This window comes from Pseudomonas sp. Ost2 (genome assembly GCF_018326065.1).
GTDB lineage: Bacteria > Pseudomonadota > Gammaproteobacteria > Pseudomonadales > Pseudomonadaceae > Aquipseudomonas > Aquipseudomonas gingeri.
Genome location: NZ_AP021904.1, coordinates 3,791,350 through 3,815,358, shown reverse-complemented (window position 1 = coordinate 3,815,358; position 24,009 = coordinate 3,791,350). Strand labels below are relative to the sequence as shown.

Annotated in this window: 18 protein-coding genes; all 18 read left to right on the top strand. The window is 64.0% G+C overall.

The window, feature by feature from the left end:
* Positions 1-8: 8 nt before the first annotated feature.
* The 18 genes from KI243_RS16675 to pelG all read left to right on the top strand — a co-directional run bounded on the left by KI243_RS16675 (position 9) and on the right by pelG (position 23,864).
* Positions 9-611, top strand: a complete 603-nt coding sequence (locus KI243_RS16675) for a transposase (RefSeq protein WP_017128496.1) — start codon at positions 9-11, stop codon at positions 609-611.
* A 131-nt stretch (positions 612-742) separates the two neighbouring features.
* Positions 743-2,296: a ShlB/FhaC/HecB family hemolysin secretion/activation protein gene (locus KI243_RS16670; RefSeq protein ID WP_244861902.1), complete on the top strand. Its 1,554-nt coding sequence runs from the start codon at positions 743-745 to the stop codon at positions 2,294-2,296.
* Between the two features lie 23 nt (positions 2,297-2,319).
* A complete protein-coding gene (locus tag KI243_RS16665; RefSeq protein WP_212809381.1) occupies positions 2,320-4,164 on the top strand; it encodes a MotA/TolQ/ExbB proton channel family protein in 1,845 nt (614 codons plus the stop codon).
* 11 nt (positions 4,165-4,175) lie between these two features.
* A complete protein-coding gene (locus tag KI243_RS16660; protein WP_017128493.1) occupies positions 4,176-4,601 on the top strand; it encodes a biopolymer transporter ExbD in 426 nt (141 codons plus the stop codon).
* A gap of 2 nt (positions 4,602-4,603) precedes the next feature.
* Complete coding sequence (locus KI243_RS16655; protein ID WP_017128492.1) at positions 4,604-5,311, top strand: energy transducer TonB; 708 nt, start codon at positions 4,604-4,606, stop codon at positions 5,309-5,311.
* 40 nt (positions 5,312-5,351) lie between these two features.
* Positions 5,352-7,076: a putative porin gene (locus KI243_RS16650; RefSeq protein WP_017128491.1), complete on the top strand. Its 1,725-nt coding sequence runs from the start codon at positions 5,352-5,354 to the stop codon at positions 7,074-7,076.
* Between the two features lie 16 nt (positions 7,077-7,092).
* Positions 7,093-7,740 carry a DNA repair protein gene (locus KI243_RS16645; RefSeq protein WP_212809379.1) on the top strand — a complete coding sequence of 216 codons (648 nt, stop codon included), beginning with the start codon at positions 7,093-7,095 and terminating at the stop codon, positions 7,738-7,740.
* Positions 7,741-7,760: 20 nt separating this feature from the next.
* The gene (locus tag KI243_RS16640; RefSeq protein ID WP_042936570.1) at positions 7,761-8,249 is read left to right on the top strand and encodes a YbjN domain-containing protein; all 489 of its coding nucleotides are present in this window, start codon (positions 7,761-7,763) and stop codon (positions 8,247-8,249) included.
* Positions 8,246-9,199, top strand: a complete 954-nt coding sequence (locus KI243_RS16635; protein ID WP_212809377.1) for a peptidylprolyl isomerase — start codon at positions 8,246-8,248, stop codon at positions 9,197-9,199. The genes KI243_RS16640 and KI243_RS16635 overlap by 4 nt, the downstream gene beginning before the upstream one ends.
* Before the next feature lie 57 nt (positions 9,200-9,256).
* Positions 9,257-10,234, top strand: coding sequence for a LysR family transcriptional regulator (locus KI243_RS16630; protein ID WP_042936567.1), 978 nt, complete (start codon positions 9,257-9,259; stop codon positions 10,232-10,234).
* A 436-nt stretch (positions 10,235-10,670) separates the two neighbouring features.
* Positions 10,671-11,603, top strand: a complete 933-nt coding sequence (locus KI243_RS16625; RefSeq protein WP_212809375.1) for an NAD-dependent epimerase/dehydratase family protein — start codon at positions 10,671-10,673, stop codon at positions 11,601-11,603.
* 80 nt (positions 11,604-11,683) lie between these two features.
* Positions 11,684-14,503 (top strand): bifunctional glycoside hydrolase 114/ polysaccharide deacetylase family protein, encoded by a 2,820-nt coding sequence (locus tag KI243_RS16620; protein WP_212809373.1) that lies wholly within the window; start codon positions 11,684-11,686, stop codon positions 14,501-14,503.
* Positions 14,481-18,071, top strand: a complete 3,591-nt coding sequence (locus tag KI243_RS16615) for a tetratricopeptide repeat protein (RefSeq protein WP_212809371.1) — start codon at positions 14,481-14,483, stop codon at positions 18,069-18,071. Before KI243_RS16620 ends, KI243_RS16615 begins: the two co-directional genes overlap by 23 nt.
* 28 nt (positions 18,072-18,099) lie before the next feature.
* Positions 18,100-18,621 carry a penicillin-binding protein activator LpoB gene (locus KI243_RS16610; RefSeq protein ID WP_177082660.1) on the top strand — a complete coding sequence of 174 codons (522 nt, stop codon included), beginning with the start codon at positions 18,100-18,102 and terminating at the stop codon, positions 18,619-18,621.
* Between the two features lie 5 nt (positions 18,622-18,626).
* Positions 18,627-19,997, top strand: a complete 1,371-nt coding sequence (locus KI243_RS16605) for a PelD GGDEF domain-containing protein (RefSeq protein ID WP_212809369.1) — start codon at positions 18,627-18,629, stop codon at positions 19,995-19,997.
* Positions 19,975-20,964, top strand: a complete 990-nt coding sequence (locus KI243_RS16600) for a HEAT repeat domain-containing protein (RefSeq protein WP_212809367.1) — start codon at positions 19,975-19,977, stop codon at positions 20,962-20,964. Before KI243_RS16605 ends, KI243_RS16600 begins: the two co-directional genes overlap by 23 nt.
* Positions 20,961-22,493 carry a GT4 family glycosyltransferase PelF gene (gene pelF, locus KI243_RS16595; RefSeq protein ID WP_212809366.1) on the top strand — a complete coding sequence of 511 codons (1,533 nt, stop codon included), beginning with the start codon at positions 20,961-20,963 and terminating at the stop codon, positions 22,491-22,493. The genes KI243_RS16600 and pelF overlap by 4 nt, the downstream gene beginning before the upstream one ends.
* Positions 22,494-23,864 carry an exopolysaccharide Pel transporter PelG gene (gene pelG, locus KI243_RS16590; RefSeq protein WP_017128481.1) on the top strand — a complete coding sequence of 457 codons (1,371 nt, stop codon included), beginning with the start codon at positions 22,494-22,496 and terminating at the stop codon, positions 23,862-23,864.
* The last annotated feature ends 145 nt before the right edge of the window (positions 23,865-24,009 follow it).

The window sequence follows — 24,009 nt, the reverse complement described above, 5'->3', positions numbered from 1 at the left end:
TGGGGACTATGGAACGTTACTCGAAAGTGGGCATGCAGGAGCTGGATCAGCGTTTGTCGAAGATCGTCGAAGCGGCGCGCAAGAAGCCGGTGTCGGTCTACCGCTACGGTGCGCCATGGGTCTGGATCGTCTCGCAGGAGGACTGGCAGGGCGCCTTGAAGGAGGTCTCCAGCTACATCCCGCCGGGACATTCGCTGGTGCTGCTGCGCCCGCAGATCGATGACCTGCTGGACGACCACCGTGAGGTCCTGCTGGCGCTCAATGCCGACTCCAGGATGCTCATCGCGCCGCAGACGGTCATGCACATCCTCCTGCTGCAACTGCTGTATTCGGTGCCCAGCGAGCAGCAGTTGTACGAGCAGCTCAATTACAACCTGCTGTTCCGCTGGTTCGTCGGCCTGGACCTGAACCAGAAGGTCTGGAACTTCAACATCCTCAGCAAGGACATCGCCACGCTGCTGGACAACCCGCAGGCGGTGACGCTGATCCAGAAAATCATCGGCGAGGTGTTCTGTGGCGCGTTGCTGCAGATGCCGGAGTTCTCCCTGAACTTTGCCCTGTTGCACACCTGGCTGGCCAGGCACGCGGTCACGGCGCTGTCGAGCAATTGATCGAACAAGCGACGGGAAACACCGTCGCGACGGTTTCGAGTTGATTCGAGACCTTTCTGAATTTAGGGGGCGGTGTGGAGCATCTGTTCTTCAAAGAGGCGCGAGCGATAAACGCCGGGCGCTGGCTGCCGGTGTGCGCGGGATTGGCCCTGGCACTGCTGGGACGGCCATTGCTGGCCGAGGAAGCCGCCGCGCGCCTGGTGGATGTCAACGAATACGTCGTGCGTGGCAATACCGTGCTCGATGCCCGGGATATCGAGGAAGCGGTGTACCCGTTTCTCGGCCCGCAGAAGGCACTGAGCGATATCGAAGGCGCGCGGGATGCCCTGCAGAAAATCTATCAGGCCAAGGGCTATCAGTCGGTCTTCGTCGAATTGCCCGAGCAGAAGGTCGAGGAAGGCATCGTCTTCCTGCAGGTCAGCGAGACCAAGGTCGGACGGGTGCGCGTGGTCGGCGCCAGGCACTATTCCCCGGTCGAGATCCGCGATGACGTGCCGGCCCTGAAGGAGGGCGAGGTGCCCAATTTCGCCAACGTCCAGGGCGAGCTGGCGGCGTTGAACAAGACCGCGGGACGGCAGGTCATGCCCCTGGTTCGCGAGGGCCAGCGGCCGGGCACCATGGACGTCGACCTGCAAGTGGAAGACAAGAACCCCAGGCACGCCAGCGTGGGCCTGAACAACGACTACAGCGCCGACACCAAGGAGCTGCGGGCGGTCACTTCGCTGGGCTACGACAATCTCTGGCAACTGGGCCACAGTGTCTCCCTGACCTATTTCACCGCACCGGAAGACCAGGACAACGCCAAGGTCTGGTCAGGGTCCTATACCGCGCCGCTCAGTGATCGCTGGTCGGTGCAGCTCTCCGGCTACCAGTCCGACAGCAACGTCGCGACCATCGGAGGCAGCAACGTCCTCGGCAAGGGCCACTCCTACGGGATTTCCGGGATCTACAGCCTGCCGGCAGCGGACGCCTGGGCCAACTCGTTTTCCCTGGGCGTGGACTTCAAGGACTTCGAGGAGCAACTCAAGTTCGGTGGCAGCAGCGACACCGTGCCGCTCAAGTATGCCCCGATCACCCTGGGCTACAACGGCTATCGCTATACCGAGAGTTCCCAGTTGGGCCTGGGCCTGAGCCTGGTGGCCGGTACCCGGGCGTTCTTCGGCTATGGCAGCGACGGTCAGGAATTCGGCCGCAAACGCTACAAGGCCAGCCCCAGTTTCACCGTGCTCAAGGGCGACCTGAATTACACCTGGAACTTCCTCGGCGACTGGCAGAGCGCTTCGAAAGCCTCGTTCCAACTGACCTCCAGCCCACTGGTTTCCAACGAGCAGATGTCCGCCGGCGGTGCCACCTCGGTACGCGGCTACCTGGCCGCCGAGCGCACCGGTGACGAAGGCTACCTGCTTTCCCAGGAGCTGCGCACCCCCTCGCTGGCCAAGTTCCTCGGCAGTTATGTCCAGGAGTGGCGCTTCTATGTCTTCGCCGAAGGCGCCCAGCTGTACCTGCGTGAACCGCTGATCGAACAGGAGTCGGACTACAGCCTCGCCAGCGTCGGCCTGGGCACCCGCGCCAGCCTGGTCGACTGGCTGTCCGGCAGCCTCGACTGGGGCTACCCGCTGCTGGACGGACCGAACACCAAGAAACAGGACCCACGTTTGCACTTCAGCCTGCAAGCCACTTTCTGAACCCATAAAAAGGAGCATTTTTCATGCAGCGCCTGATGACTTTCCTGTTGATCTGCCTGGGCTTCGTGCTCCCGGCCACCGCCCAGGCCTGGTGGCAGGATGACTGGCACTACCGCAAGCAGATCACCGTCGACACCACGCCCCAGGGCGCGGCCATCAACGATGCCCTGGGCCGCACCAGCCTGCTGGTGCGCCTGCACACCGGCAACTTTACCTTCGACGGTGTCAAGGAAGACGGTTCGGACCTGCGCTTTGTCGCTGCCGACGACAAGACCGTGCTCAATTACCAGATCGAAAGCTTCGATCCGCTGATGGGCATGGCGCTGATCTGGGTCGATGTCCCGAAGATCGACGGCGGCCAGCGCCAGGACATCTGGATGTACTACGGTAACCAGAAGGCCCCGGCCACCAGCAACGGGCAACTGGCGTTCGAGCCGAACTACACCGCCGTCTACCACTTCGACGGTGCGGTCGCCACGCCGCCCAGGGATGCCACGGCGTTTTCCAACAACGCCCAGAACGCCACGGGCAGCCGTATCGACGGCGTGATCGGCGCGGCGTTGCAGTTCGGCGGCCAGCCGCTGATGCTGCCGGCCAGTCCGTCGCTGCAATATGCCGCGGGCGGTGCCTTCAGCCTGAGTGCCTGGGTTCGCCTGGACCAGGCTTCGGGTGAGCAATTGCTGATGGCTCGTCGCGAAGGCGCCCATGCCTTCCTGCTCGGCACCAGCCAGGGCACGCCGTTCGTGGAGATCAACGGCCAGCGCGCGGTATCGACCCAGGCGCTGAATCCGGGGCAGTGGCAACACCTGGCACTGACCGCTCAAGGCAGCAAGGTCTCGCTGTTCGTCAACGGTCGCGAAACCGCGACCCTGGCCCAGGAAGTGCCGGCCTTCAACTCGCTGATCGCCATCGGTGGCGACGTTCCGCCGGTGGCGGCCGCCGACCCGGCAGCACCGGCTTCGAGCGCCTTCCAGGCCTTCAACGGCGCTATCGACGAACTGCGCCTGTCCAAGGTCGTGCGTCCCGCCGCCGCGCTGCTGGCCGATGCCACGGCCCAGGGCGCCGAATCGAAACTGGTGGCCTACGGCGCCGACGAAGAACAGTCGGGCTTCGGCTTCGGCAGCCTCGGCTTCCTGCTCAAGGCGGTGCCGGTGGACGCCTGGGTGATCATCGCCGTACTGGTGCTGATGATGATCCAGTCGTGGTTCATCATGATCCGCAAGAACCGCGCCTTGGGTCGCGTCAGCCGGGCCAACGAAGCGTTTCGCGAGCAGTTCGGGCAGATCGGCACGCGCCTGGAGATGTTCGCCGACGACCAGGACCTGGCCCGGCGCCTGGAGCACTCGTCGCTGTGGCGCCTGTACCTGGTGGCGGTCAAGGAAATCCGCACCCGTCGCGCCCAGGGCGCCGATACCTCGTCGGTCTCGGCGGCCACCATCGAGGCCATCCGCTGCTCGATGGACGGCGTGCGCACCCGGGAAAACCAGCAACTGAGCTCGAAACTCTCGACCCTGTCCAACGCCATCGCCGGCGGTCCGTACATCGGCCTGCTGGGGACCGTGCTGGGGATCATGGTGGTGTTCCTCGGCACGGCCATGGCCGGTGACGTGAACATCAATGCCATTGCCCCGGGCATGGCGGCAGCCTTGCTGGCCACGGCCATGGGCCTGTTCGTCGCGATCCCGGCGCTGTTTGGCTACAACCGCCTGATCACCCGCAACAAGGAAGTCAGTGCCGACATGCGCGTGTTCGTCGATGAGTTCATCACGCGCCTGGCGGAAATGCATGGCGAGGGCCAGTCCCACGACAACGCTCGCGGGCGCGCCGCGCATGCCGATCATCACGTCGCCGACATGTTGTCGGTCTGAGGGGAACTGCCATGGCTTCCGTAAACACCTCCCATGACGACGATGACGATGCCGCCGTCGACAGCATCAACATCACGCCCCTGGTGGACGTGCTGATGGTGGTACTGGTGATGTTCATCCTCACCGCCACGGCCCAGGTCTCGGGGATCCAGATCCATCTGCCCAAGGCCAGTGCCTCGGTGTCGTTGTCCGAGGCCAAGACCAAGGCCATCTCGGTCAACGATGGCGGCCAGGTGTTCCTCGACGCCTACCCGGTGACGCTGCCGGAGCTGGAGGAGCGCCTGCGCATCGAGAAGGCGCAGAGCCCGGACTTCCCGATCATCGTGCGTGGCGACGCCACGGTGCAGTACCAGAAAGTGATCGAAGTGCTCGACCTGCTGCGACGCCTGGAGCTGTCCCAGGTCGGGCTGGTCACCGGCAAACCGAACCAGGGCTGACCATGACCGCCAAATTACCGATCAGCCCCGATCCCGTGAAGAAGTCGCCCTTGCGCCTGGTGAAGTGGGGCGCCGGGTTGCTGCTGGGCGCCGCCGCCGCGTGGTTCCTGTGGCAGTGGGCCCACGACATGAGCGGGGTCCGTCGCGAAGCGCCGAAGGTGCCGATGATCATCCCGTTGCCGCCTCCGCCACCACCGCCGCCTCCCGAGCCGGAAAAGCCCAAGGAGCCCGAGACGCCGGTGGAAGAGAAGGTCCCCGAGCCGACACCCGAGCCCGAAGAGGTCAAGCCCCAGGAGGAAGCCCCGCCATCGCCGGCGGACGACCTGGCGAACCCGATGCAGATCGATGGCGATGCCCAGGCCGGCGGCGACGCTTTCAACATCGGCGCGGGCAAGGGTGGTGGCATGGCGGGCGCGGGCGGTGGGCGGCTGGGCAACGGCACCTACAGCCAGTTCCTGGCGTACACCTTTCAGCGCGTGCTCAAGGAGAACCCGGAACTGCGCAACCTGGCGTTTTCGCTGCAGACCGATGTCTGGCTCAGCGCCGCCGGAGATATCACCCGGGTCGAGCTGGTCAAGTCCAGCGGCGATCCCAGGCTCGACACACAGGTGCTGGCCGCGTTGCGCGCCGCTCCTCGATTAAACGAACGGCCGCCGGCCTCGATGACCTTGCCGGTGCGCATTTCCCTGCAAGGCCGCCGTCCCGGCTAGCCCCATACATGTGCAGTCTTGTCTAAGGAGTTCAGTGCAAATGGTTTCCAATGTGAATCGATTGAGCCTGGCGGTCGGCCTGGTCATCGCGACCCTGGTCGGACAGGCGACGGCCCAGACCGCGCCTTCGGAGAACGCCACGATCAATCTGATCCGGCTGCTGGTGCAGCAGGGCGTGCTGAAAAAGGAGCAGGCCGACGGCCTGATCGCCCAGGCCGAGAAGGAAGCGGTCCAGGCACGCCAGGCCAACGCCGTCGCAGCCAGCGCACCGGCGGCAACGCCGGGTGAGGTGCGGGTGCAATACGTCCCGGCGATCGTCCGCGACCAGATCCGCGACCAGGTCAAGGCCGAAGTCATGGCCACCGCCAAGCAGGAGAACTGGGCGCAACCGAATACCTTCCCGGACTGGGTGTCGCGGATCAGTTTCGACGGTGATATCCGCCTGCGCGACGAGTCGCGCTATTACGCCGGTGGCAATGACAACGATGCGAACGGCAGCTCGGGCATCAACAGCAAGGAAATCATCGATTTCGCCAAGCTCAACGCCAACGGTCCCTATGACGTCAACCCACAGAGTTCCACCGGCCTGCCGCCATTGCTCAATACCCGTGAAGACCGCGAGAACCTGTTCCGGATCAGAGCCCGGCTGGGCATGAAAGCAGTGATTTCCCCGGAGTGGATGGCCGGCGTGCGGATCGGCACCGGTTCGGACAACAATCCGGTGTCCACCACCCAGACCCTGGGCGGCGGCTTTGCCAAGAAGGATATCTGGCTCGACCAGGGTTATCTGACCTGGAAGCCCTACGACTATGTGAGCATCACCGGCGGGCGGATGGCCAACCCGTTCTTCTCCACCGACATGTTGTACTCCACCGACCTGAACTTCGACGGCATCGCCGCCGTCTTCGACCGCAAGCTGAACGCCGATTGGGGCCTGTTCGGTACGGTTGGCGCGTTCCCGGTGGAATACAGCAACGATACCTTCACCAGCAATGGTTCGGACAAGCAGGCCAGCGACAACAAATGGCTGTATGGCGGCCAGATCGGCGCCAACTGGCAGTTCAGCCAGCACAACCGGCTCAAGGGGGCGCTGGCCTACTACCGCTTCGACAATATCGAAGGCAAGCGTTCCAGCCCCTGCGAGCCCTGGAATGGCGATCCCGGCTGCGACACCGACGGCACGCGCTCGGCGTTCATGCAGAAAGGCAACACGGTGTTCCTGCTGCGCAATATCACTCCGGACCCGACGAACCCGGCCAAGACCCCGCAACCGCAATTCGTCGGCCTGGCTTCGGAGTTCAACCTGATCGACCTGAACCTGGTGCTCGACAGCGAACTGCCGGAAGACTTCAAGCTGCGCAGCCACGTCAACTACGTGCATAACCTGGGCTACGACGAAGGCGAGATGACCAAGCGCTCCGAAGGCCAGATCGTCAATAACCTGGACAACGACGGCAAGGTGGAAAGCGGCGCCAACGCAATGATGGTGCAGTTCACCCTCGGCAACGCGCTGGAACTCAAGCGCAAGGGCGACTGGAATGTCTTCGGTGGCTACAAGTACATCCAGCCGGACGCCTTGCCGGACGGTTTCAACGATTCCTCGTTCCACCTCGGCGGCACCAACGCCAAGGGTTTCTTCCTCGGCGCCAACTACGGCCTGGACAAGAACGTGATCGCCACCGCGCGCTGGCTCAATTCGGAGACGGTGTATGGCGCGCCATTCGATATCGATGTCATGCAGCTTGAAATCAACACGCGCTTCTAAGCGCGAGGGAGGTCCCATGAACATGCGAGCCCAGGTGCGCTGGTCGACGTTGTTGCTGGCGGTCGGCGTGGCACTGGCCAACGGCGCCAGTGCCGAAGGCATGGAAGAGCGCCTGCGCACCCAGTTGCGCAGCACCACCCAGCAATTGCAGGCGCTGCAAAGCGAACAGGCCCAGGCCAGCGCCGCGCGGCTGGCCGCGGAAAACCAGGCCAAGGCGGCCCAGGCGCAAATCAAGCAGTTGACCGCCGAACTGGCCAAGGCCAAGGGCCTGAGCGAACAGCTGGTCGGCCAGCAACAGGCCCTGCAAAGCCAGGCCCAGGCCTTTTCGGTGGCCGCCAACGAGCAGTTGGGCAAGTTCAAGAAGGCCTATGACGACCTGCTGGTGATGGCCAAGGCCAAGGAGGCCGAGCGCGCCCGATTACAGGGACAACTGAGCGAGCGTGACACACAAGTGCAGCAATGTTCGGCCAAGAATCAACAGATGTACGGGATCGCCAAGGAGATCCTCGCCGCCTACGAAAAAATCGACGTGGCCGAGGTGATGAAAATCCGCCAGCCCTTCGCCGGCAGCGCCCGGGTCAAGTTCGAGGAAATGGCCCAGGCCTTCGGCGATGACCTCTACAAGAACCAGTTCGATGCGAGCCACGCATCTCTCAATCAATGATCGACAAGGAAGCACATTTCATGAGCGAACAACTGATCGAACACGTCACCCCGGACAGCCTGACCGAGCTGCTGCAAGGCGCCGGCTACCGCGTCAACCGCACCGACCAGAACGGTATCGTGCAACTGCTCAGTGCCAGCCAGGGCATCGGCTACGCCGTGCGTTTCGGTAACCTGGCGGCACAAGAGGGCAACTATGTCGACTTCACCTACAGCTGCGCGCTGCGGGTCCAGGGTGAGCTGCCGGCCGGACTGGCGGAACTGTGGAACGCGTCGCGGCGTTTTGCCCGCTTGTCCGTGCAGGGCGAGTTCCTGGTGATGGAGATGGACGTGGTGGTGGCCGCGGGTGTCAGCGTGAACTACCTGCGTGGCAACCTGGAACTATGGGATCGCCTGCTGCAGGAGTTCATCGTCTACCTGCGCGAGTACAGCCAGCATGCCGCGCAGTTGCAGGCACAACCGCAAGCTTCGGTTGAACCGGCGGCACACGAGGAGGAGGCGGCCCTGTGAAAAAAAGCAACCTGTTGGCCGGCGCGGGTGCGCTGGCCGTGCTGGTCGGGGCGGTCGCCCTGGCCATGCGCCCGGGTAACGATCCGGTGGCGGCGGTACAGCCGACGCCCTCCGTCGTGCAGCTGGCGGCGAGTGGCCCGGCCGTCGCGCGCCTGGGTAACCAGCAAGTGGCGCCCGAGGAACTGAAGGCGCTGTTCGCGACCCTGCCGCCGGAATCGCGTGAGCAACTGCGGGGTAATCGTGCAGCGCTGGAGAGCTGGATCCGTAGTCGCCTGGCCGAGAAGGCGGTGCTCGAACAGGCCGATGCCCAGGGCTGGCGCCAGCGTCCGAAGATCGAACAGCAGACCCGCGCCGCTACCGAACAGATCGTCTTTCGCAATTACCTGGCGTCGGTCAGCCAGGTGCCGGCGGACTATCCGAGCGACGAGGAATTGCAGCAGGCCTACGAGAGCGGCAAATCGGCCTGGCAGACGCCGCCCTTGTATCGGGTCAGCCAGATCTTCCTGGCAGTGCCCGACCCGCAGTCGCTGGAAAGCGTGCGCAAGCAGGCCGTTGACCTGAGTCGTCGCGCCCAGGCCGCACCGGCCGAATTTGCCGCGTTGGCGACCCAGTATTCCCAGGACCGCGATACCGCCAGGCGTGGCGGCGACTCGGGCCTGCAGCCTTTGCAGCAACTGGTGCCGGAAATACGCGGGGCGTTGTCGCGGCTGAAGGTTGGCGCGGTGGCGGACCCGGTGCAGAGCCCGGCGGGTTTCCATATCGTCAAGCTCACCGAGTTGCAGCCGTTGCGTACGGCGACCCTCGACGAACTGCGCGACCGCCTGCGTGACGCCTTGCGCAGCCAGCGCCAGGAACAGATTGCCAAGGCGTACCTGGAGGGCATGTTCAATACCGCGACCCTGAGCATCGACGGCGCGGTCCTCAATCAGGTGCTGGAAGAGAAACGCTGACAAGAAACTGCCAATGGATGGTTGGGCGCCGTCAGGCGCCGACAGGGAGTCTGAATGATGTCATTGAATGAATCCGCCCAGCGCATGGGCGTCATGGAGTACCACGGCGCGACCGAACCTCGCGACTCATGGTTGACGCTGGCCGAACGGATCGAAGCGGAAACCGCGCAGTTCTTCCTGGCCAGCGCCCGTTGCGGCTGCTTCATGCAGGCGGCGCGCAGCCTGAATATCAAATCGACCCAGTTGCGCAAACAGTTGGGCTTGCTCGAAGAGCAGCTCGGTCGTCCGCTGTTCGTGTACCAGGGCAGCGCGCTGATTCTCAGTCGCGAAGGCCAGCAGTTGCAGGCGCAACTGATTGCCCTGGCCCATGAACGGCGCCTGCCGATCGTGGAACAACCGCTGGTGCGCCTGGCGATTGCCGAATCGATCCTGCACGACATCCTGGGCCGTGACCTGATCGGTCTGCTGCGGCGCAATGCCAGTGTGCGGCTGGAAATCATCCCGGTGGACAGCGCCTTGTCCTTGCAGGCCCTGAGCGCCGACGTGGTGGTCTGGCTGGCGGGCGTCGATTCACCGTGGCCGGGACCGAGCTTCGACATCAGCGAACCACGGCCCCTGGCGCGACTGGACTATCTGCCGCATATCGCCAAGCGTTACTCGCGGGTAGCGGTGCGCCCGGACTCCCTGGACGACCTGAAGGACTACATGCTCGTGCAATGGCAGCACGACCGGCAGATCGAGGGTTTCCAGCCGTGGAACAGCCTGGTCGAACAGCGCCTGGCGGGGGTGGTGCAAGTGCATTCCTACGAACTGATGCTGGAGATGATCCGTTGCAGCGCCTGTATCGGCCTGCTGCCGCGTTACATCACCCGCTTCGACCGCGGGCTGGCGGCGCTGCCCGGCTTGTTCGACGAGAGCATGCAGCGCCGCGCCTGGCTGGCCATCCAGCGCGAAGCCGGGGGCCGGGAGGAGGTGCAGATGATTGTCGAGCTGATCCTGCACACCTTCAAGGAACGGCGAGAGTGGTTTGAGTAGCACCCGCCGATCGTTCCCACGTCGAGGCGTCTGAGCGCCCGCGTGGGAATACCTCCCAGGACACTCCGCGTCCGCTTTCCTGACTCCGTGCAGTCACGGACTGCATCCGTCTTGCCCGCTCATCCTTGCCGATTTCGGTCTCGTCAGCCAAAATATTGGCTTATTCATGAGTCTCGCCGGAAATTTCATAAATCTCGACATATTGTTGACGCTGGCTCCGCAATATCACACTATGTCTTCGTTGATTGCTTGATTTTACTCATGTTTTTTTGACGCCAGCGTTCTGAAGACTCTCCATGAAAAGGCGGTACAGCCTGTGAAGGAGGGTGGGTACTACAGGGAAGGTCAGTGATTGCGGCTTATTGCCATGCCTTATTCCCCGGGAGTGCTAGCTTCAAACGCTGGGATTGCGGTGTTTTTTCTTTTGGGATGATCTATGTCTGCCGAACGGATACTGGTAACTGGGGGCGCTGGCTTCATTGGTTCGCATCTTGTGGATGCGCTGCTGGCCAAGGGGCATGCCGTTCGGGTCCTGGACGATCTCTCCACCGGCAAGGTGAGCAACCTGCCGATGGACAATGCCTCCCTCAAGCTGGTGGTCGGCGATGTCGCCGATGCCGCCACTCTGGCTGAAGCCATGCAGGGTTGCAGCGCGGTGGTGCACCTGGCCGCCGTCGCTTCGGTGCAGGCCTCGGTCGAAGACCCGGTACGCACCCATCAGAGCAATTTCATCGGCACCCTGCGGGTGTGCGAGGCGATGATCGCCGCCGGTATCCGTCGGGTGGTGTTTGCCTCCAGTGCCGCGGTGTACGGCAACAACGGGGAGGGCACGCCGATCGGGGAAGACACGGCCAAATCCCCCCTGACACCCTATGCGGCGGATAAGCTCGCCAGCGAGTACTACCTGGATTTCTATCGGCGCCAGCATGGCCTGGAGCCGGTGATCCTGCGCTTCTTCAATATCTTCGGCCCCCGCCAGGACCCGTCGTCGCCGTACTCCGGGGTGATCAGCATTTTCAGCGAGCGGGCAAAAAACGCGCAGCCCATCACCGTCTTCGGCGATGGCGGACAGACCCGCGATTTCGTCTATGTCGAAGACCTGGTGAAGATCCTGGTCCAGGGCCTCGAACGCCCGCAGCCGACTCCGGATGCCACCAACGTCGGCCTCAGTGGGGTAACCACCCTCAATGATCTGATTGCCGCCCTGGAGCAGATCGCCGGCAAGCCGTTGACGGTGAGCCATGCGCCTGCCCGCTCCGGGGACATTCGCCATTCCAGGGCCGACAACCGCCGCCTGTGCGAGCGTTTCGACCTGGGCACGCCGACCGCCATGGCCGAAGGTCTGGCGCGACTTTACCGCAGTCTCTAGTTCTATCGCCTTGCAGGCGCCCCGTTCGCGGGGTGTCGGTAGTCTGATGTTGTGCGGATTGATCTACTGAAGAGTAAGTTATGGAAATCGAGTTTCGCAGGGCGCGTGTCTGCCGTATCTGTAAAGCCGTACGGCGGCTGTTCACCGCGCTGGCATTGTGTGCGACCCATTCGGTCGTACAGGCCGCACCGCCGGCGCCTGCCAGCGTCGGGTTCTGGTACGCCGAGCAGCCACCGCTCGAGGAACTGGCGCAGTTCGAATGGGCCGTGGTCGAACCCGGCCATATGAGCAGCGGTGATGTCGCCACCTTGCGTAAACTCGGCAGCCAGCCGTTTGCCTACCTGTCGGTGGGCGAGTTCGACGGCGACCGTGCGGCCCTGGACAAGGAAGCCCTGAGCCAGGGCGCAAGCAGCACCCGCAACAAGGCCTGGGACAGCCAGGTCATGGACATCGCCACGCCAGCCTGGCGCGAGCACCTGTTCAAGCGCGCCAAGGCCTTGCAGGAGCAGGGCTATGCCGGCCTGTTCCTCGATACCCTCGACAGTTTCCAACTGCTCCCTGAAGCCAGCCGCGAACCGCAACGCAAGGCGCTGGCATCCTTTCTGCGGGAACTGCACAGCCGTCAGCCGGACCTGAAGCTGTTCTTCAACCGGGGTTTCGAAGTGCTGGGTGAACTGGATGGCGTGGCCGCGGCCGTCGCCGTCGAATCGATCCATGCCGGCTGGGATGCCGCGGCCAAGCGCTATCGGCCGGTGTCCGAATCCGACCGCAACTGGCTGGAGGGCGAACTCAAGCCGCTGCGTGCACGCAATATCCCGCTGGTGGCCATCGACTACCTGCCGCCCAACCGTCGCGAAGAAGCACGCAAGCTGGTGCGCCAGTTGAGCCAGGAAGGTTTTATCCCGGTGGTCACCACGCCGGAGCTCAATGCCCTGAGCCTGAGCAGCGTGGAAGTACAGCCGCGTCGCATCGCCATGCTCTACGACCCCCGCGAAGGCGAACTCTACGACCACGCCGGGCACCGGATGCTCGGCGGCCTGCTGGAGTACCTTGGTTATCGGGTGGATTACCTGCCGGTCGACGACAGCCTGCCGTCCTACGGCTTCGCCGGCCTGTACGCCGGAGTGGTGGTGTGGATGACCAGCGGTCCGCCCCAGGACAGCCGCGCCTTTTATAGCTGGATCGGCAAGCGCCTGGACGAGCAGGTGCCCCTGGCGATCATGGCCGGCCTGCCGATCGAGGATCGCGCGCTGCTCAAGCGCCTGGGCCTGAACCTGTCGGCGCCGGGGGCTCGCGATGGGCTGCATGTGCTGAGCCAGGACAAGGCGCTGATCGGCGCCTTCGAGGCGCCGGTAGTGGCGCGCAGCCGTGAACTGACCCGGGTGACGCTGCTGCCCGACGGACCGAAACCGGCCTTGCTGCTGGGCGACGACAAGGGCGGCAAGTTCGCTCCGGTGGTCACCGGCAACTGGGGCGGCATGGCCCTGGCACCTTATGTCGTGGAAGCCAACGTCGAACGTACCCGCTGGATTCTCGATCCGTTCGCCTTTATCCAGAAAGCCCTGCGCCTGCCGGTCCAGCCGCGCCCGGACACCACCACCGAGAACGGCCGGCGGATCGCCACGGTGCATATCGACGGCGACGGTTTCCCGTCCCACGCCGAAGTCCGTGGTACACCGTATTCCGGACGCCAGGTGCTGGACGACTATATTCGTCCCAACCCGTTCCTGACGTCGGTGTCGATCATCGAAGGCGAGGTCGGGCCCAAGGGCATGTCGCCGTTCCTGGCCAAGGAGCTGGAGCCGATCGCCCAGGAGATCTTTGCCGATCCCAAGGTCGAGGTCGCCAGCCACACCTACAGCCATCCGTTCTACATGCAGCCGGACAAGGCCAGGCAGGACGAGGACTTCCACGCCGAATACGGCCTGCGCCTGAATATCCCGGGCTACAAGACCCTCGACTACAAGCGCGAGATCTTCGGCTCACGGGACTACATCAACAGCCGCCTGACCACCGCGAAGAAGCCGGTGAAGATGATCTTCTGGCCGGGCGATGCGTTGCCGAGCGCCGAGACCATCAAGATGGCCTACGACGCCGGGCTGAAGAACGTCAATGGCGGGCAGACCATCCTGACCAGGGCCAATCCGTCGCTGACCGGCCTCTATCCGTTGCTGCGTCCCACCGAAGGCGGCTTGCAGTACTACGCGCCGGTGATCAACGAGAATATGTACACCAACCTGTGGAAGGGCCCGTACTACGGTTTCCGCGATGTGATCGACACCTTCGAGCTGACCGACAGCCCACGGCGCCTGCGCGGTATCCACCTGTACTACCACTTCTATTCGGGCACCAAGCAGGCCTCGATCAAGGCCATGACCGATATCTACCAGTTCATGCGCGGCCAGCAACCGCTGTCGTTGTGGATGAGCGATTACCTGGATCGGGTCCACGGCCTGTACCAGGCCAGCCTGGCCCGCACCGTCAATGGCGACTGGCAGGTTCGTGGCCTGGATGGCTTGCGTACCCTGCGCCTGGATCCTGCGCTCGGTTGGCCGGACCTCGCTCGCTCCCAGGGTGTGGCCGGTGTCCGCGATCTGCCACAGGGCCGTTATGTGGCGCTGAGCAGCGACCATCCGCTGTTGGCCCTGCGACCTGAGCGTGACCCACGTCCGGCGCTGGAGCTGGCGAATATTCCGTTGCGGGACTGGCGTTATGTCAATGAGCGACAGGTGACGTTCTCCTTCGCCGGTGAGTTCAACCTGGAGTTTTCGGTGCGCTCGGCCAGTACCTGCCGGGTCGAAGTCCAGGGCCAGCGCTACGTCGGCAAGTCCGAACAGGGCCTGTGGCATTTCCAACTTCCAATGAAGCAGGTGAGTGATGCCCAACTCCTCTGCAACTAAGGCCAAAAGCGCGCGGCTGCTCAATCCCTGGGCGCTGCTACTGGTGGCGATCGCTGTCGGCGTGTTGCTGTGGGCGACCTTCCGCAACGAGGACGCATTCCGTCCCAAGGGCGGCCAGCCGGACGAGGTATCGGCCAGCTATGCCGAGGTGCTGTTGGCGGCGCATCCGGAAAACAGCGAATTGCGCACCCAGTTGCTCGACCTGCTGATCCAGCTGGGCGATTACCCGCGGGCGGAAAAACATCTGCTCGACTGGCCGCAGGCCGATCCGACGCTGAAGAACTATTACCGCTTGCAGCTCGATGCCCTGGCCCTGAACAACAGCACCGACAGCGCCGCGTTGCAGGCCCTGGCCGCGCGCTTCAAGGCCTTTGACTACAAGCCATTGCCGACACCGCAACTCGAGCGTCTGCCCGCGCTGGCCCTGAGTGCCCAGGCCCCGGGCCTGGCGGCCGATGCCTATGTCGAACTGGCCCGGCGCGATCCCAAGCAACGCGACAAATGGCTGGCCGAAGCGGGGAAATGGTACCTGGCCAGCGAGCAGCCAGGCCGGGCTGCCGATCTCTATGTGCAATTGCTGGAGGGTAGCCAGAAACCGGAAGAGCGCCGGCAGTTCCTCGAGGAAGCCTTCAAGGGCCTGGTGGCGGCGGACCGTGGCGATCAGGCCGCCGAATTGCTGGGCAAGGAATTGCTGGCGCATCCCGAGAGCGATTTCAATCCGGTCCTGCTTGACCAGGGCGTCGATGTGGCAGTGGCCCACAACCGCGTCGACCTGGCCGAACAGTTCTTTACCGCATGGCGCAAGTTGCAGCCCGACAGCCCGGAAATCCTGGCCAAGGAATTCAAGCAGCGCCTGGCGTTCGGCGACCTCGAGGGCGCCCACACCGTGGGCTTGCAACTGCTCGAACAGCGTCCTGAAGACCCGCTGCTGCTGGAGCAGATGGCGCATATCGCCGAATGGCAGGGCGATTCGGCATCGGCCCTGGGCTACTGGATCAGCCTCAGCAAGCTGCGCGACAACCCGGCCGAGTTCGAACACACCTGGCGCCTGGCGATGCAGACCTACGACTTCGACCGGGGTATTCCTGTCCTGGCGGGGATCATGCACAAGCGCGCCTTGACCGATGTCGAGCTCGATGCCCTGGTCTATGCCGAGGAATCGCGGGGTACGCCCGAGCAGGCGGAAAAGTGGCTGCGCGGCTATGTCGCCAAGTACCCGAAACACCGCCTGGCCTGGGTCCGCCTGTTGCAGAACCTGGAAAACACCGAGCAGTACCCGGAGCGCCTGCAGGTCTGGAACAACTTTGCCAAGCGTTATCCGTTGAGCAGCACCGAGCGCGTGGACTGGGCCAACAACCACCTCAAGCTGTTCGACAGCCAGTCGGCCTGGAAGGTGATCACCGCGGTCGATGGCAACAAGATCAACGATATCAATTATTGGCAGTCCCGCGCCGCGCTGGCCTGGGACCTGGAATTGGACGAAGAACTGCGGGTCGCGCTGGAGAAGATGCTGGCGATCAAAGGCTCGCTCAATCTCGGCGACGAGAGCGAGCTGATTGCCCTCTATCGTACCCGCGATCCACGCAAGGCCCTGCAGTTGACGGTCGACAGCTGGCGCCAGGGTCACAACCCGCAGCGCCTGGTGGCAGCCTTGCAACTGGCCCAGGAGCTGCAGGACTGGCCGCTGGTGATCGACCTGCTCAAGGAGGCCGAAGCGTACCCGGATGCCTCCGATCGTTCCCAGGTGCTGGCCGCCCGTGGCGCGCTGGCGGTGCAGCAGGGGCAGACCGACGAGGCGCTGCGTCTGTATCGCCTGGGGTTGAGCCGTTTCCCGGATGACAACACGTTCCGCGAACGCCTGATGTGGCTGTATGTCGACCTCGGTCGCACCCGTGAGATCAAGCCGCTGCTGCAGCAATGGCGAGCCCTGGCGCGCAGTGACAGCACCCTGTGGCTGCCGTTTGCCGCCGCCAGCCAGTTGGTCGGGCGCAACAGCGAGGCCCTGGCCTGGTACCGCCTGTACCTGCAGGCCAACCCCCAGGACTGGATGGTCCAGGCGGCCTACGCCGATGCCCTGGAAGGTGCCGGCTACGCCGATTCGGCCCAGCGCCTGCGGCTCAAGCTCAATCGTGAGGTGACGCCGGAGCTGATTCGCGCGACGCCGCAGGGCTACTCGACCTGGTTGCGCCTGCTGGCCAGCAGCTACTCGTCGCGCAAGGCGCAGAACAAGGCGATGCAATGGCTGGACGGCTCCAAGCCGATGCTGCAACTGTGGTTCGATCAGTTGCTGGCGCGGCTGGATGATATCAACCAGTCGGCTCAGAAGGACGACTGGTTGGCCTGGGCCCGCAGCCGTGGCCTGAAGATCAACAGTTACGAGCAGATCCAGGAAGCCTTGCGCGGCAGCAATCGCCAGGCCCTGGAACGCCTGGTGGCCAGCGGCGACCTCGATCCGGCGCAGCAGGTCGAGGCTCTTAACAGTCTTGGTCGTGGCGCAGAAGCGCTGGCCGTGGGCTTGTCGGCGCTGGGTGACGAGCAGCCGCCGGCGATCCGCGAGCAACTGCGTCGCCAGGCCATCGAGATGACCGAGCGAACCCCGCAGGGCATGCTGTTCTCGTGGCAGCGGCAGGACTATGGCGGACTGGTGTTCAACGGTCCGCGCCTGACCACCGCGCGCTACCTGAACGACAACTGGTACGCCAAGCTAGTGCTGGAGCAGGGCCAATACAGTGGCGATACCCTGGACTCATCACGCCTGGGCAGCGAGACCAATACCGAGCTGACCTTGCAGCGGCAACTGGAGAATGGCAACTACAAGCTGATCTTCGACAGCAGCCTGCGCAAGGACGATGACCGCAACGGCCTCGGGGTCAGCCGCACCTGGCAGGTGGACAGCGGCAACGAACTGGATGTCGGCGCCGACTGGCACCGCAAGAACGAGGACACCGGGCTGATGCGCGCCTTCGGTCGCCAGGACGACGTCTGGGTGGGCGGGCGGCATCGCTACTCGGCTCGTGACCAGCTGTCGTGGAGCCTGGCCCAGCGCTCGTTCTCGACTCGCGGCGGCGATGACCTGGGCAACGGCCAGGCGCTGAAGATCGAGTTCGATCACACCTTGCAGTTCGAGGGGCCGAACTGGGAACTGCGCAGCGGTATCGACTATCAGCAGAACAGCCTGAACAACCGCTCGTTGCCCAACCTGGCCAATACCCTGGGCGGCGCGATCGACCTGGTCGGGGTCGAGCTCGACGACCCGAGCGAGATCACCAGCCAGACCCTGCTGCAGAAACGCTACGGCCAGCTGTTCTTCGGCAGCTCGTGGCGACGGGGTTTCCCGGGGGCACTGAACCGCACACGCGGGCAGTACACCTGGCTGGTGGATGTCAGCTCGGGCTGGCAGTGGACCGACAACACGATCAACTATGCCATCAGTACCGGGGTCGGTACCGAGGTGCTGGGAGATGACGAATTGGCAGTGACCTTCGGCTACCAGTCGGCGCCGGAAGGTGGCACGGGCAAGTCCGGCGGTACCGCAGGTGTCAGTTACAGCGTGCGTTTCGGACGCTGATCATGGAATTCAAAGAGGAGTTAACCTTATGCAATCCATTCGTTGCGTGAGTCTGGCGATGGTCGCGGTATTGATGGCCGGCTGCAGCAGCTTTACCGGTCAAAGCAGCCCGCAATTGTCCAGCAAGGCCCGGTGGGGCGTGTTGCCGCTGGTCAACTATTCGCAGACGCCCCAGGCCGGCGAGCGCAGTGAGCAGATCCTGCTCAGCGTGCTGAGCAGCCGTGGCCTGCAACCGCAGGTCTATGCCGGCGCGCCGGGGCAGGGCGAACAGGCGTTGCTCGACGACAACGAGCGCCTGGCCGGGGCGATGGACTGGGCCCGTGAGCAGAAGCTCGACTACGTGGTCTCCGGCAGCGTCGAGGAGTGGCAGTACAAGAATGGCCTGGATGGCGAACCGGCGGTGGGCATCAGCCTGCGGGTGGTCGAGGCCGGCACCGGCAAGGTGCTCTGGAGCAACAGCGGTGCCCGTGCCGGCTGGTCCCGCGAAAGCCTGGCCGGCGCGGCTCAGAAGGTCCTCGACAAACTTGTCGGCGGCCTGCGGATCGAGTGACTGCGATGAACTCTCCCCACATGGACTACGTACTGGCGCCCCGCGCCAGCGGTCCGGCGTCATGGCTGGAAACCTTCCTGGTGACCGCGCTGGTCATCGGCTTCGGTCTCTGGTTGACGCCGGAGGACCCGCTGCAGGTACAGGGTGAATTTCCCTGGTCGGTGCTGGCACCGCTGTTGCTGGGTGTGCGCTACGGTTTTGTCCGTGGCCTGATCAGCGCCAGCCTGCTGGTGGCGGCATTCTTCGTCCTGCGCCAGGCGGGGCTGGAAGGCTATGCGCAGGTTGCGCCGTCCTACATTGTCGGGGTGCTGGTCTGCGGCATGCTCGTGGGCGAAGTGCGCGACCTGTGGGAACGGCGGCTGCTGCGCTTGCAGATGGCCAACGAGTATCGCCAGTACCGGCTCGACGACTTCACCCGGGCACACCAGATCCTGCGGGTGTCCCACGATCGCCTGGAGCAGCGTCTGGCCGGTAGCGACCAGAGCCTGCGCAGTTCGCTGCTGGGCCTGCGGGACCGCTTGCGCGCGGCGCCCAATGGCGATGACTCGCTGATCCTGCTGGCCGAGCCGGTACTGACCCTGCTCGGCCAGTACGGCTCGCTGCGGGTGGCCGGGCTGTACCGGGTGGAGCAGGCGCGCGGCACCGCGCCGGTGCTGACCCTGCTGGCGGCCACCGGGACCATGGGCCCGCTGGACAGCAAGGACCTGCTGGTGCGCCTGTGCCTCGAACGCGAGGAACTGGTGAGCGTGCGTGAAGAGCTGATCGATGCCGGCGGCCAGGCCGCGGTGTCGTCATTGCAGGCCTGTATACCGCTGGTGGATACCCACGGCCGGATGCTGGCGATTCTCGCCGTGCGCCAGATGCCGTTCTTTGCCTTCCAGGAGCGCACCCTCAGCCTGCTGGCCTTGCTCGCCGGGCATATCGCCGACTTGCTGCATTACGATCCGCAGGTCCTGCAACTGGAGAGTGCCGACGCCCAGCACTTCACCCGCCAGCTCAAGCGCTCGCTGGTGGATGTCGAGCGCCATGGTCTGTCCGGCTGCCTCTATGCGTTCGAGCTGACCCAGCCCAACGATGAACTGGCCCGGTTGTTCGAGCGCAGCCAGCGTGGTCTCGACCTGCACCTGACCCTGGTCAACGACCGCGGGCATGCGCTGTTGCTGGTGCTGCTGCCGCTGACCAGTGCCGAGGGCGCCGAAGGCTATATGGCCCGTCTGGGCAAGCTGATCCACGAGCATTTCGGCATGACCGTCGACCTCGCCGGCCTGGGGGTGAACGTGCTGCCTTACGATCTGGAGTCGGCCCGGCAACGGGACGGCTTGCGCAACTTCCTGCATAACGAGTGTGGCCTGAATGTTCAGCAAGTGGCTGTTTAGCGGGGCGCTGTTTTTCGAGGCGGGGAGCTGGGCCAGTCTGACGGCACAGCTGCCCGACCTGCAGATCGCGCTCCTGTACGCAATGACCCACGGCATCGCCTGCGGCCTGCTGACGGCGGCGGTGTGGCTGTTGTTGCCGGCGCGCTATCGCAGGCCGTTGCCGTGGAGCCCGCTGTTCATTTTCAGCCTGGCGTTCTTTGTGCCGTTGATCGGCGCTGTCGGGGTGATCGCGGCGATCTTTCCGGCGCTGTACCTGCCCCGCAAGCGCGAAACGCAGATGTGGCAGGCAGTGGGGATTCCCGACCTGCCGTTTCGTGCGCAGACCCAGTTGCACTCGCCGACCTTTGGCGACAGCGGCCTGCAGGATGTGCTGCGTCATGCTCCCGACCCGGACCAGCGCCTGGCGGCATTGCTCGCCACCCGGCGCATGCCGGGCAAGGAGGCGGTGCCGATTCTCAAGCTGGCCCTGGGCGATCCGAGCGATGACGTGCGCCTGTTGGCTTACTCGATGCTGGACAAGCAGGAAAGCGATATCAACCAGCGGATCCAGTCTTCCCTGGAACAGTTGGCCGGTGCCTCGGCGCAGAAGGCCGGTGCCTTGCACGGCACATTGGCCCGCTGGTACTGGGAACTGGCCTACCTGGGCCTGGCCCAGGGCAGTGTCCAGCAGCACGTGCTCGGCCAGGCGGGGGAGCATGCCGAACTGGCGCTGAAAGCGGGCGAGGGTGGCGAGCTGCTGTTGCTGGCGGGGCGCATCGCCCTGGAGCGCGGCGATATCGGCAAGGCGCGGCTGCATATGCACCAGGCCCAGGAAGCGGGGATGGACCCGGCCAAGGTCATCCCGTTCCGTGCCGAAATCGCCTTTGAGACCGGGCGCTATGCCGAGATTCCCGGACTGCTGAAAAGCCTGCCGCGGGAGATGCAACAACGTCCGCCCTTTGCCGGGCTGGTAAGGACCTGGACATGAAAAAGCCCGTTGAGCCGATCCCCATGGCCGATGTCTGCCTGTTGCTCGAAGGCACCTGGCCCTATGTGCGCGGCGGTGTGTCCGGCTGGATCCACCAGATGATCCTCGGGCTGCCGCAACTGACCTTTTCCGTACTGTTCATCGGCGGCCAGCGCGAGGCCTACGGCCAGCGCCGCTACGAGATTCCGCCCAACGTGGTGCATATCGAAGAGGTGTACCTGGAGGAAGCCTGGCGCAACCCCAAGCACAAGCGTATCGCCCACACCGCTTCCCTCGAGGAACTGAGCAACCTCTACCGCTACCTGCACAATCCGGAGAAGCCCGCGGCCGAGCTGGGTTTTGGCGTGCTCGATGCCCTGGCCCAGGGCAGGATCACCCTGGACGACGTGCTCTACAGTCGCCCCAGTTGGGAGGCGCTGACCGAAGGCTACGAGCAGCATTGCGCCGATCCGTCCTTCGTCAACTACTTCTGGACCCTGCGAACCATGCAGTCGCCGCTGCTGATGCTGGCCGACGCCGCCCGGCGGATGCCGCGGGCGCGGGTGCTGCATTCGATTTCCACCGGCTATGCCGGGCTGGTGGGCTGCATCCTCAAGCAGTTGTGGGGCTGCCAGTTCCTGCTCAGCGAGCATGGTATCTACACCAAGGAGCGCAAGATCGACCTGGCCCAGGCCAGCTGGATCGCCGAGAGCAGCAACCAGGCGCTCAACGACAGCATGGACGCGGGCTCCGGCTATATCCGCATGCTCTGGGTACGTTTCTTCGAACGCATCGGCCATCTGGTGTACGAGAGTGCCGACCAGATCATTGCCCTGTACGACGGCAACCGCCAACGGCAGATCAAGGATGGTGCGCCGGTCGAGCGAACCCGGGTGATTCCCAACGGGATCAACCTGGAACTCTGGACCCAGGCCCTCAATGCGCGGGCCGAGGGGATCGCGCCGGTGGTCGGCCTGATCGGTCGTGTGGTGCCGATCAAGGATGTGAAGACTTTCCTGCGGGCCATGCGCGGAGTGGTCAGCGTCATGCCCCAGGTCGAGGGCTGGATCGTCGGGCCGGAAGAGGAAGACCCCGAGTACGTCGCCGAATGTCGCAGCCTGGTGGCGAGCCTGGGGCTGGAGAAAAAGGTGCTGTTCCTCGGTTTCCAGAAGATCCAGGAGATCCTGCCGCAACTGGGCCTGATGGTGTTGACCTCCATCAGCGAGGCGCAGCCCCTGGTGATCCTCGAAGCCTGGGCCGCCGGCACCCCGGTGGTCAGCAGCGACGTCGGTTCCTGCCGCGAGCTGATCGAGGGCGGCGAAGCGGCCGACCGCGATCTCGGCCTGGCCGGGGAGGTGGTGGCCATCGCCGATCCGCAGGCCACATCCCAGGCGATCATCGACCTGCTGCGCAGCCCCGAACGCTGGAAGTCCGCCCAGGCGGCGGGCCTGTTGCGGGTCCATCGTTACTACAGCGAGACCTTGATGATCGACCGTTATCGCACGCTTTATCAGACGGCCATGGGCACGGCACAAAGGGAGATCGGATAAATGGCCGGCATCGGTTTCGAACTGCGCAAGATTCTCTCGCGCGACTCCTACACGGCGACGCTGCACGCCTATGTCTATGCAGGCCTGATCAGTTCCGGGCCCTGGGTCCTGTCGATTCTGAGCGTGATGCTGGTGGGGATCATCAGCCTCGGCCTGGTGGTCCCGGAAGTGCTGATCCGTCAGTTCCTGATCACCGTGACCTATCTGATGGCAACGTCGCTGATCCTCACCGGCGGTTTGCAGCTGTTCTTCACCCGCTTCGTCTCCGACCGCCTGTTCGAACGCAGGTACGAACAGATCCTGCCGAACCTGGTGGGGGTGCTGTTGCTGGTGACCCTGGGTTCCGGGCTGCTGGGCATCATCCTGCTGACCACGCTGTTCGACCAGCCGCTGGTTTACCGGCTGTTGACCCTGGCCAATTTCGTCGTGCTGTGCAACCTCTGGCTGGTGATCATCTTCCTTTCCGGGATGAAGGCCTATAACCGCATCCTGCTGGTGATGCTGGTGGGCTATGCGCTGATGGTCGGCAGTGCGTTCTTCCTGCGCTACATGGGCATGGAAGGGCTGCTGCTGGCGCTGTTGCTGGGCCACAGTACGCTGCTGTTCCTGTTTCTCTACGATATCCTGCGCGAATACCGGGCCGAGAAACTGGTGGCCTTCGACTTCCTCGACCGGCGCCAGGTGTTTGTCAGCCTGCTGCTTACCGGGCTCTGCTACAACCTGGGGATCTGGATCGACAAGTTCATCTTCTGGTTCAACCCGGAAACGTCGAGCCAGGTGATCGGGCCGATGCGCGCCTCGATTCTCTACGACTTGCCGATCTTCCTCGCCTACCTGGCGATCATTCCCGGCATGGCGGTGTTCCTGGTCCGGATCGAAACCGACTTTGCCGAATGGTACGACCGCCTGTTCCGTGCGGTACGCGACGGCGAGACCCTGCAGCATATCGGCTCGCTGAAGGCCGAGATGACCTTCTCGATCCGCCAGGGCCTGCTGGAAATCTGCAAGGTCCAGGGCCTGACCGTGGTCCTGCTGTTTCTCTTCGGTCCACGCCTGCTGGAATGGCTGGGGATGTCGAGCTACTACCTGCCGCTGTTCTATATCGACCTGATCGGCGTGAGCATCCAGGTGGTGTTCATGGCGATCCTCAACGTGTTTTTCTACCTCGACAAACGGGCGATCGTGCTGGAACTGTGCCTGTTGTTCGTGGCGCTCAACGCGGCGTTGACCCTGCTCAGCCTGTACCTGGGCCCGAGTTTCTTCGGCTACGGCTTCACCTTTTCGCTGCTGGTTTGCGTACTGCTGGGGCTGGCGCGGTTGTCGACCGCGCTGGATGACCTGGAATACGAGACTTTCATGCTGTCACGCTGATTGCCCTGTCTGATCGTTCCCACGCGCCAGCGTGGGAACGCCTCCCTGGACGCTCTGCGTCCGTTCTTGTGACGCAGAGCGTGGGAACGATCCCGCAATCCTGGGTGCAGGCTTTGCCAGCCTGTCGCCAATCCCTCTACACTGG

Bases quoted from the DNA above. Each gene is read 5' to 3' on its own strand.
- KI243_RS16655 (WP_017128492.1), top strand. From the start codon at position 4,604: ATGACCGCCAAATTACCGATCAGCCCCGATCCCGTGAAGAAGTCGCCC.
- KI243_RS16660 (WP_017128493.1), top strand. From the start codon at position 4,176: ATGGCTTCCGTAAACACCTCCCATGACGACGATGACGATGCCGCCGTC.
- KI243_RS16605 (WP_212809369.1), top strand. From the start codon at position 18,627: ATGAACTCTCCCCACATGGACTACGTACTGGCGCCCCGCGCCAGCGGT.
- KI243_RS16640 (WP_042936570.1), top strand. From the start codon at position 7,761: ATGAGCGAACAACTGATCGAACACGTCACCCCGGACAGCCTGACCGAG.
- KI243_RS16625 (WP_212809375.1), top strand. From the start codon at position 10,671: ATGTCTGCCGAACGGATACTGGTAACTGGGGGCGCTGGCTTCATTGGT.
- pelG (WP_017128481.1), top strand. From the start codon at position 22,494: ATGGCCGGCATCGGTTTCGAACTGCGCAAGATTCTCTCGCGCGACTCC.
- KI243_RS16630 (WP_042936567.1), top strand. From the start codon at position 9,257: ATGTCATTGAATGAATCCGCCCAGCGCATGGGCGTCATGGAGTACCAC.
- KI243_RS16615 (WP_212809371.1), top strand. From the start codon at position 14,481: ATGCCCAACTCCTCTGCAACTAAGGCCAAAAGCGCGCGGCTGCTCAAT.
- KI243_RS16665 (WP_212809381.1), top strand. From the start codon at position 2,320: ATGCAGCGCCTGATGACTTTCCTGTTGATCTGCCTGGGCTTCGTGCTC.
- KI243_RS16675 (WP_017128496.1), top strand. From the start codon at position 9: ATGGAACGTTACTCGAAAGTGGGCATGCAGGAGCTGGATCAGCGTTTG.
- KI243_RS16650 (WP_017128491.1), top strand. From the start codon at position 5,352: ATGGTTTCCAATGTGAATCGATTGAGCCTGGCGGTCGGCCTGGTCATC.
- KI243_RS16600 (WP_212809367.1), top strand. From the start codon at position 19,975: ATGTTCAGCAAGTGGCTGTTTAGCGGGGCGCTGTTTTTCGAGGCGGGG.
- KI243_RS16620 (WP_212809373.1), top strand. From the start codon at position 11,684: ATGGAAATCGAGTTTCGCAGGGCGCGTGTCTGCCGTATCTGTAAAGCC.
- pelF (WP_212809366.1), top strand. From the start codon at position 20,961: ATGAAAAAGCCCGTTGAGCCGATCCCCATGGCCGATGTCTGCCTGTTG.
- KI243_RS16610 (WP_177082660.1), top strand. From the start codon at position 18,100: ATGCAATCCATTCGTTGCGTGAGTCTGGCGATGGTCGCGGTATTGATG.
- KI243_RS16645 (WP_212809379.1), top strand. From the start codon at position 7,093: ATGAACATGCGAGCCCAGGTGCGCTGGTCGACGTTGTTGCTGGCGGTC.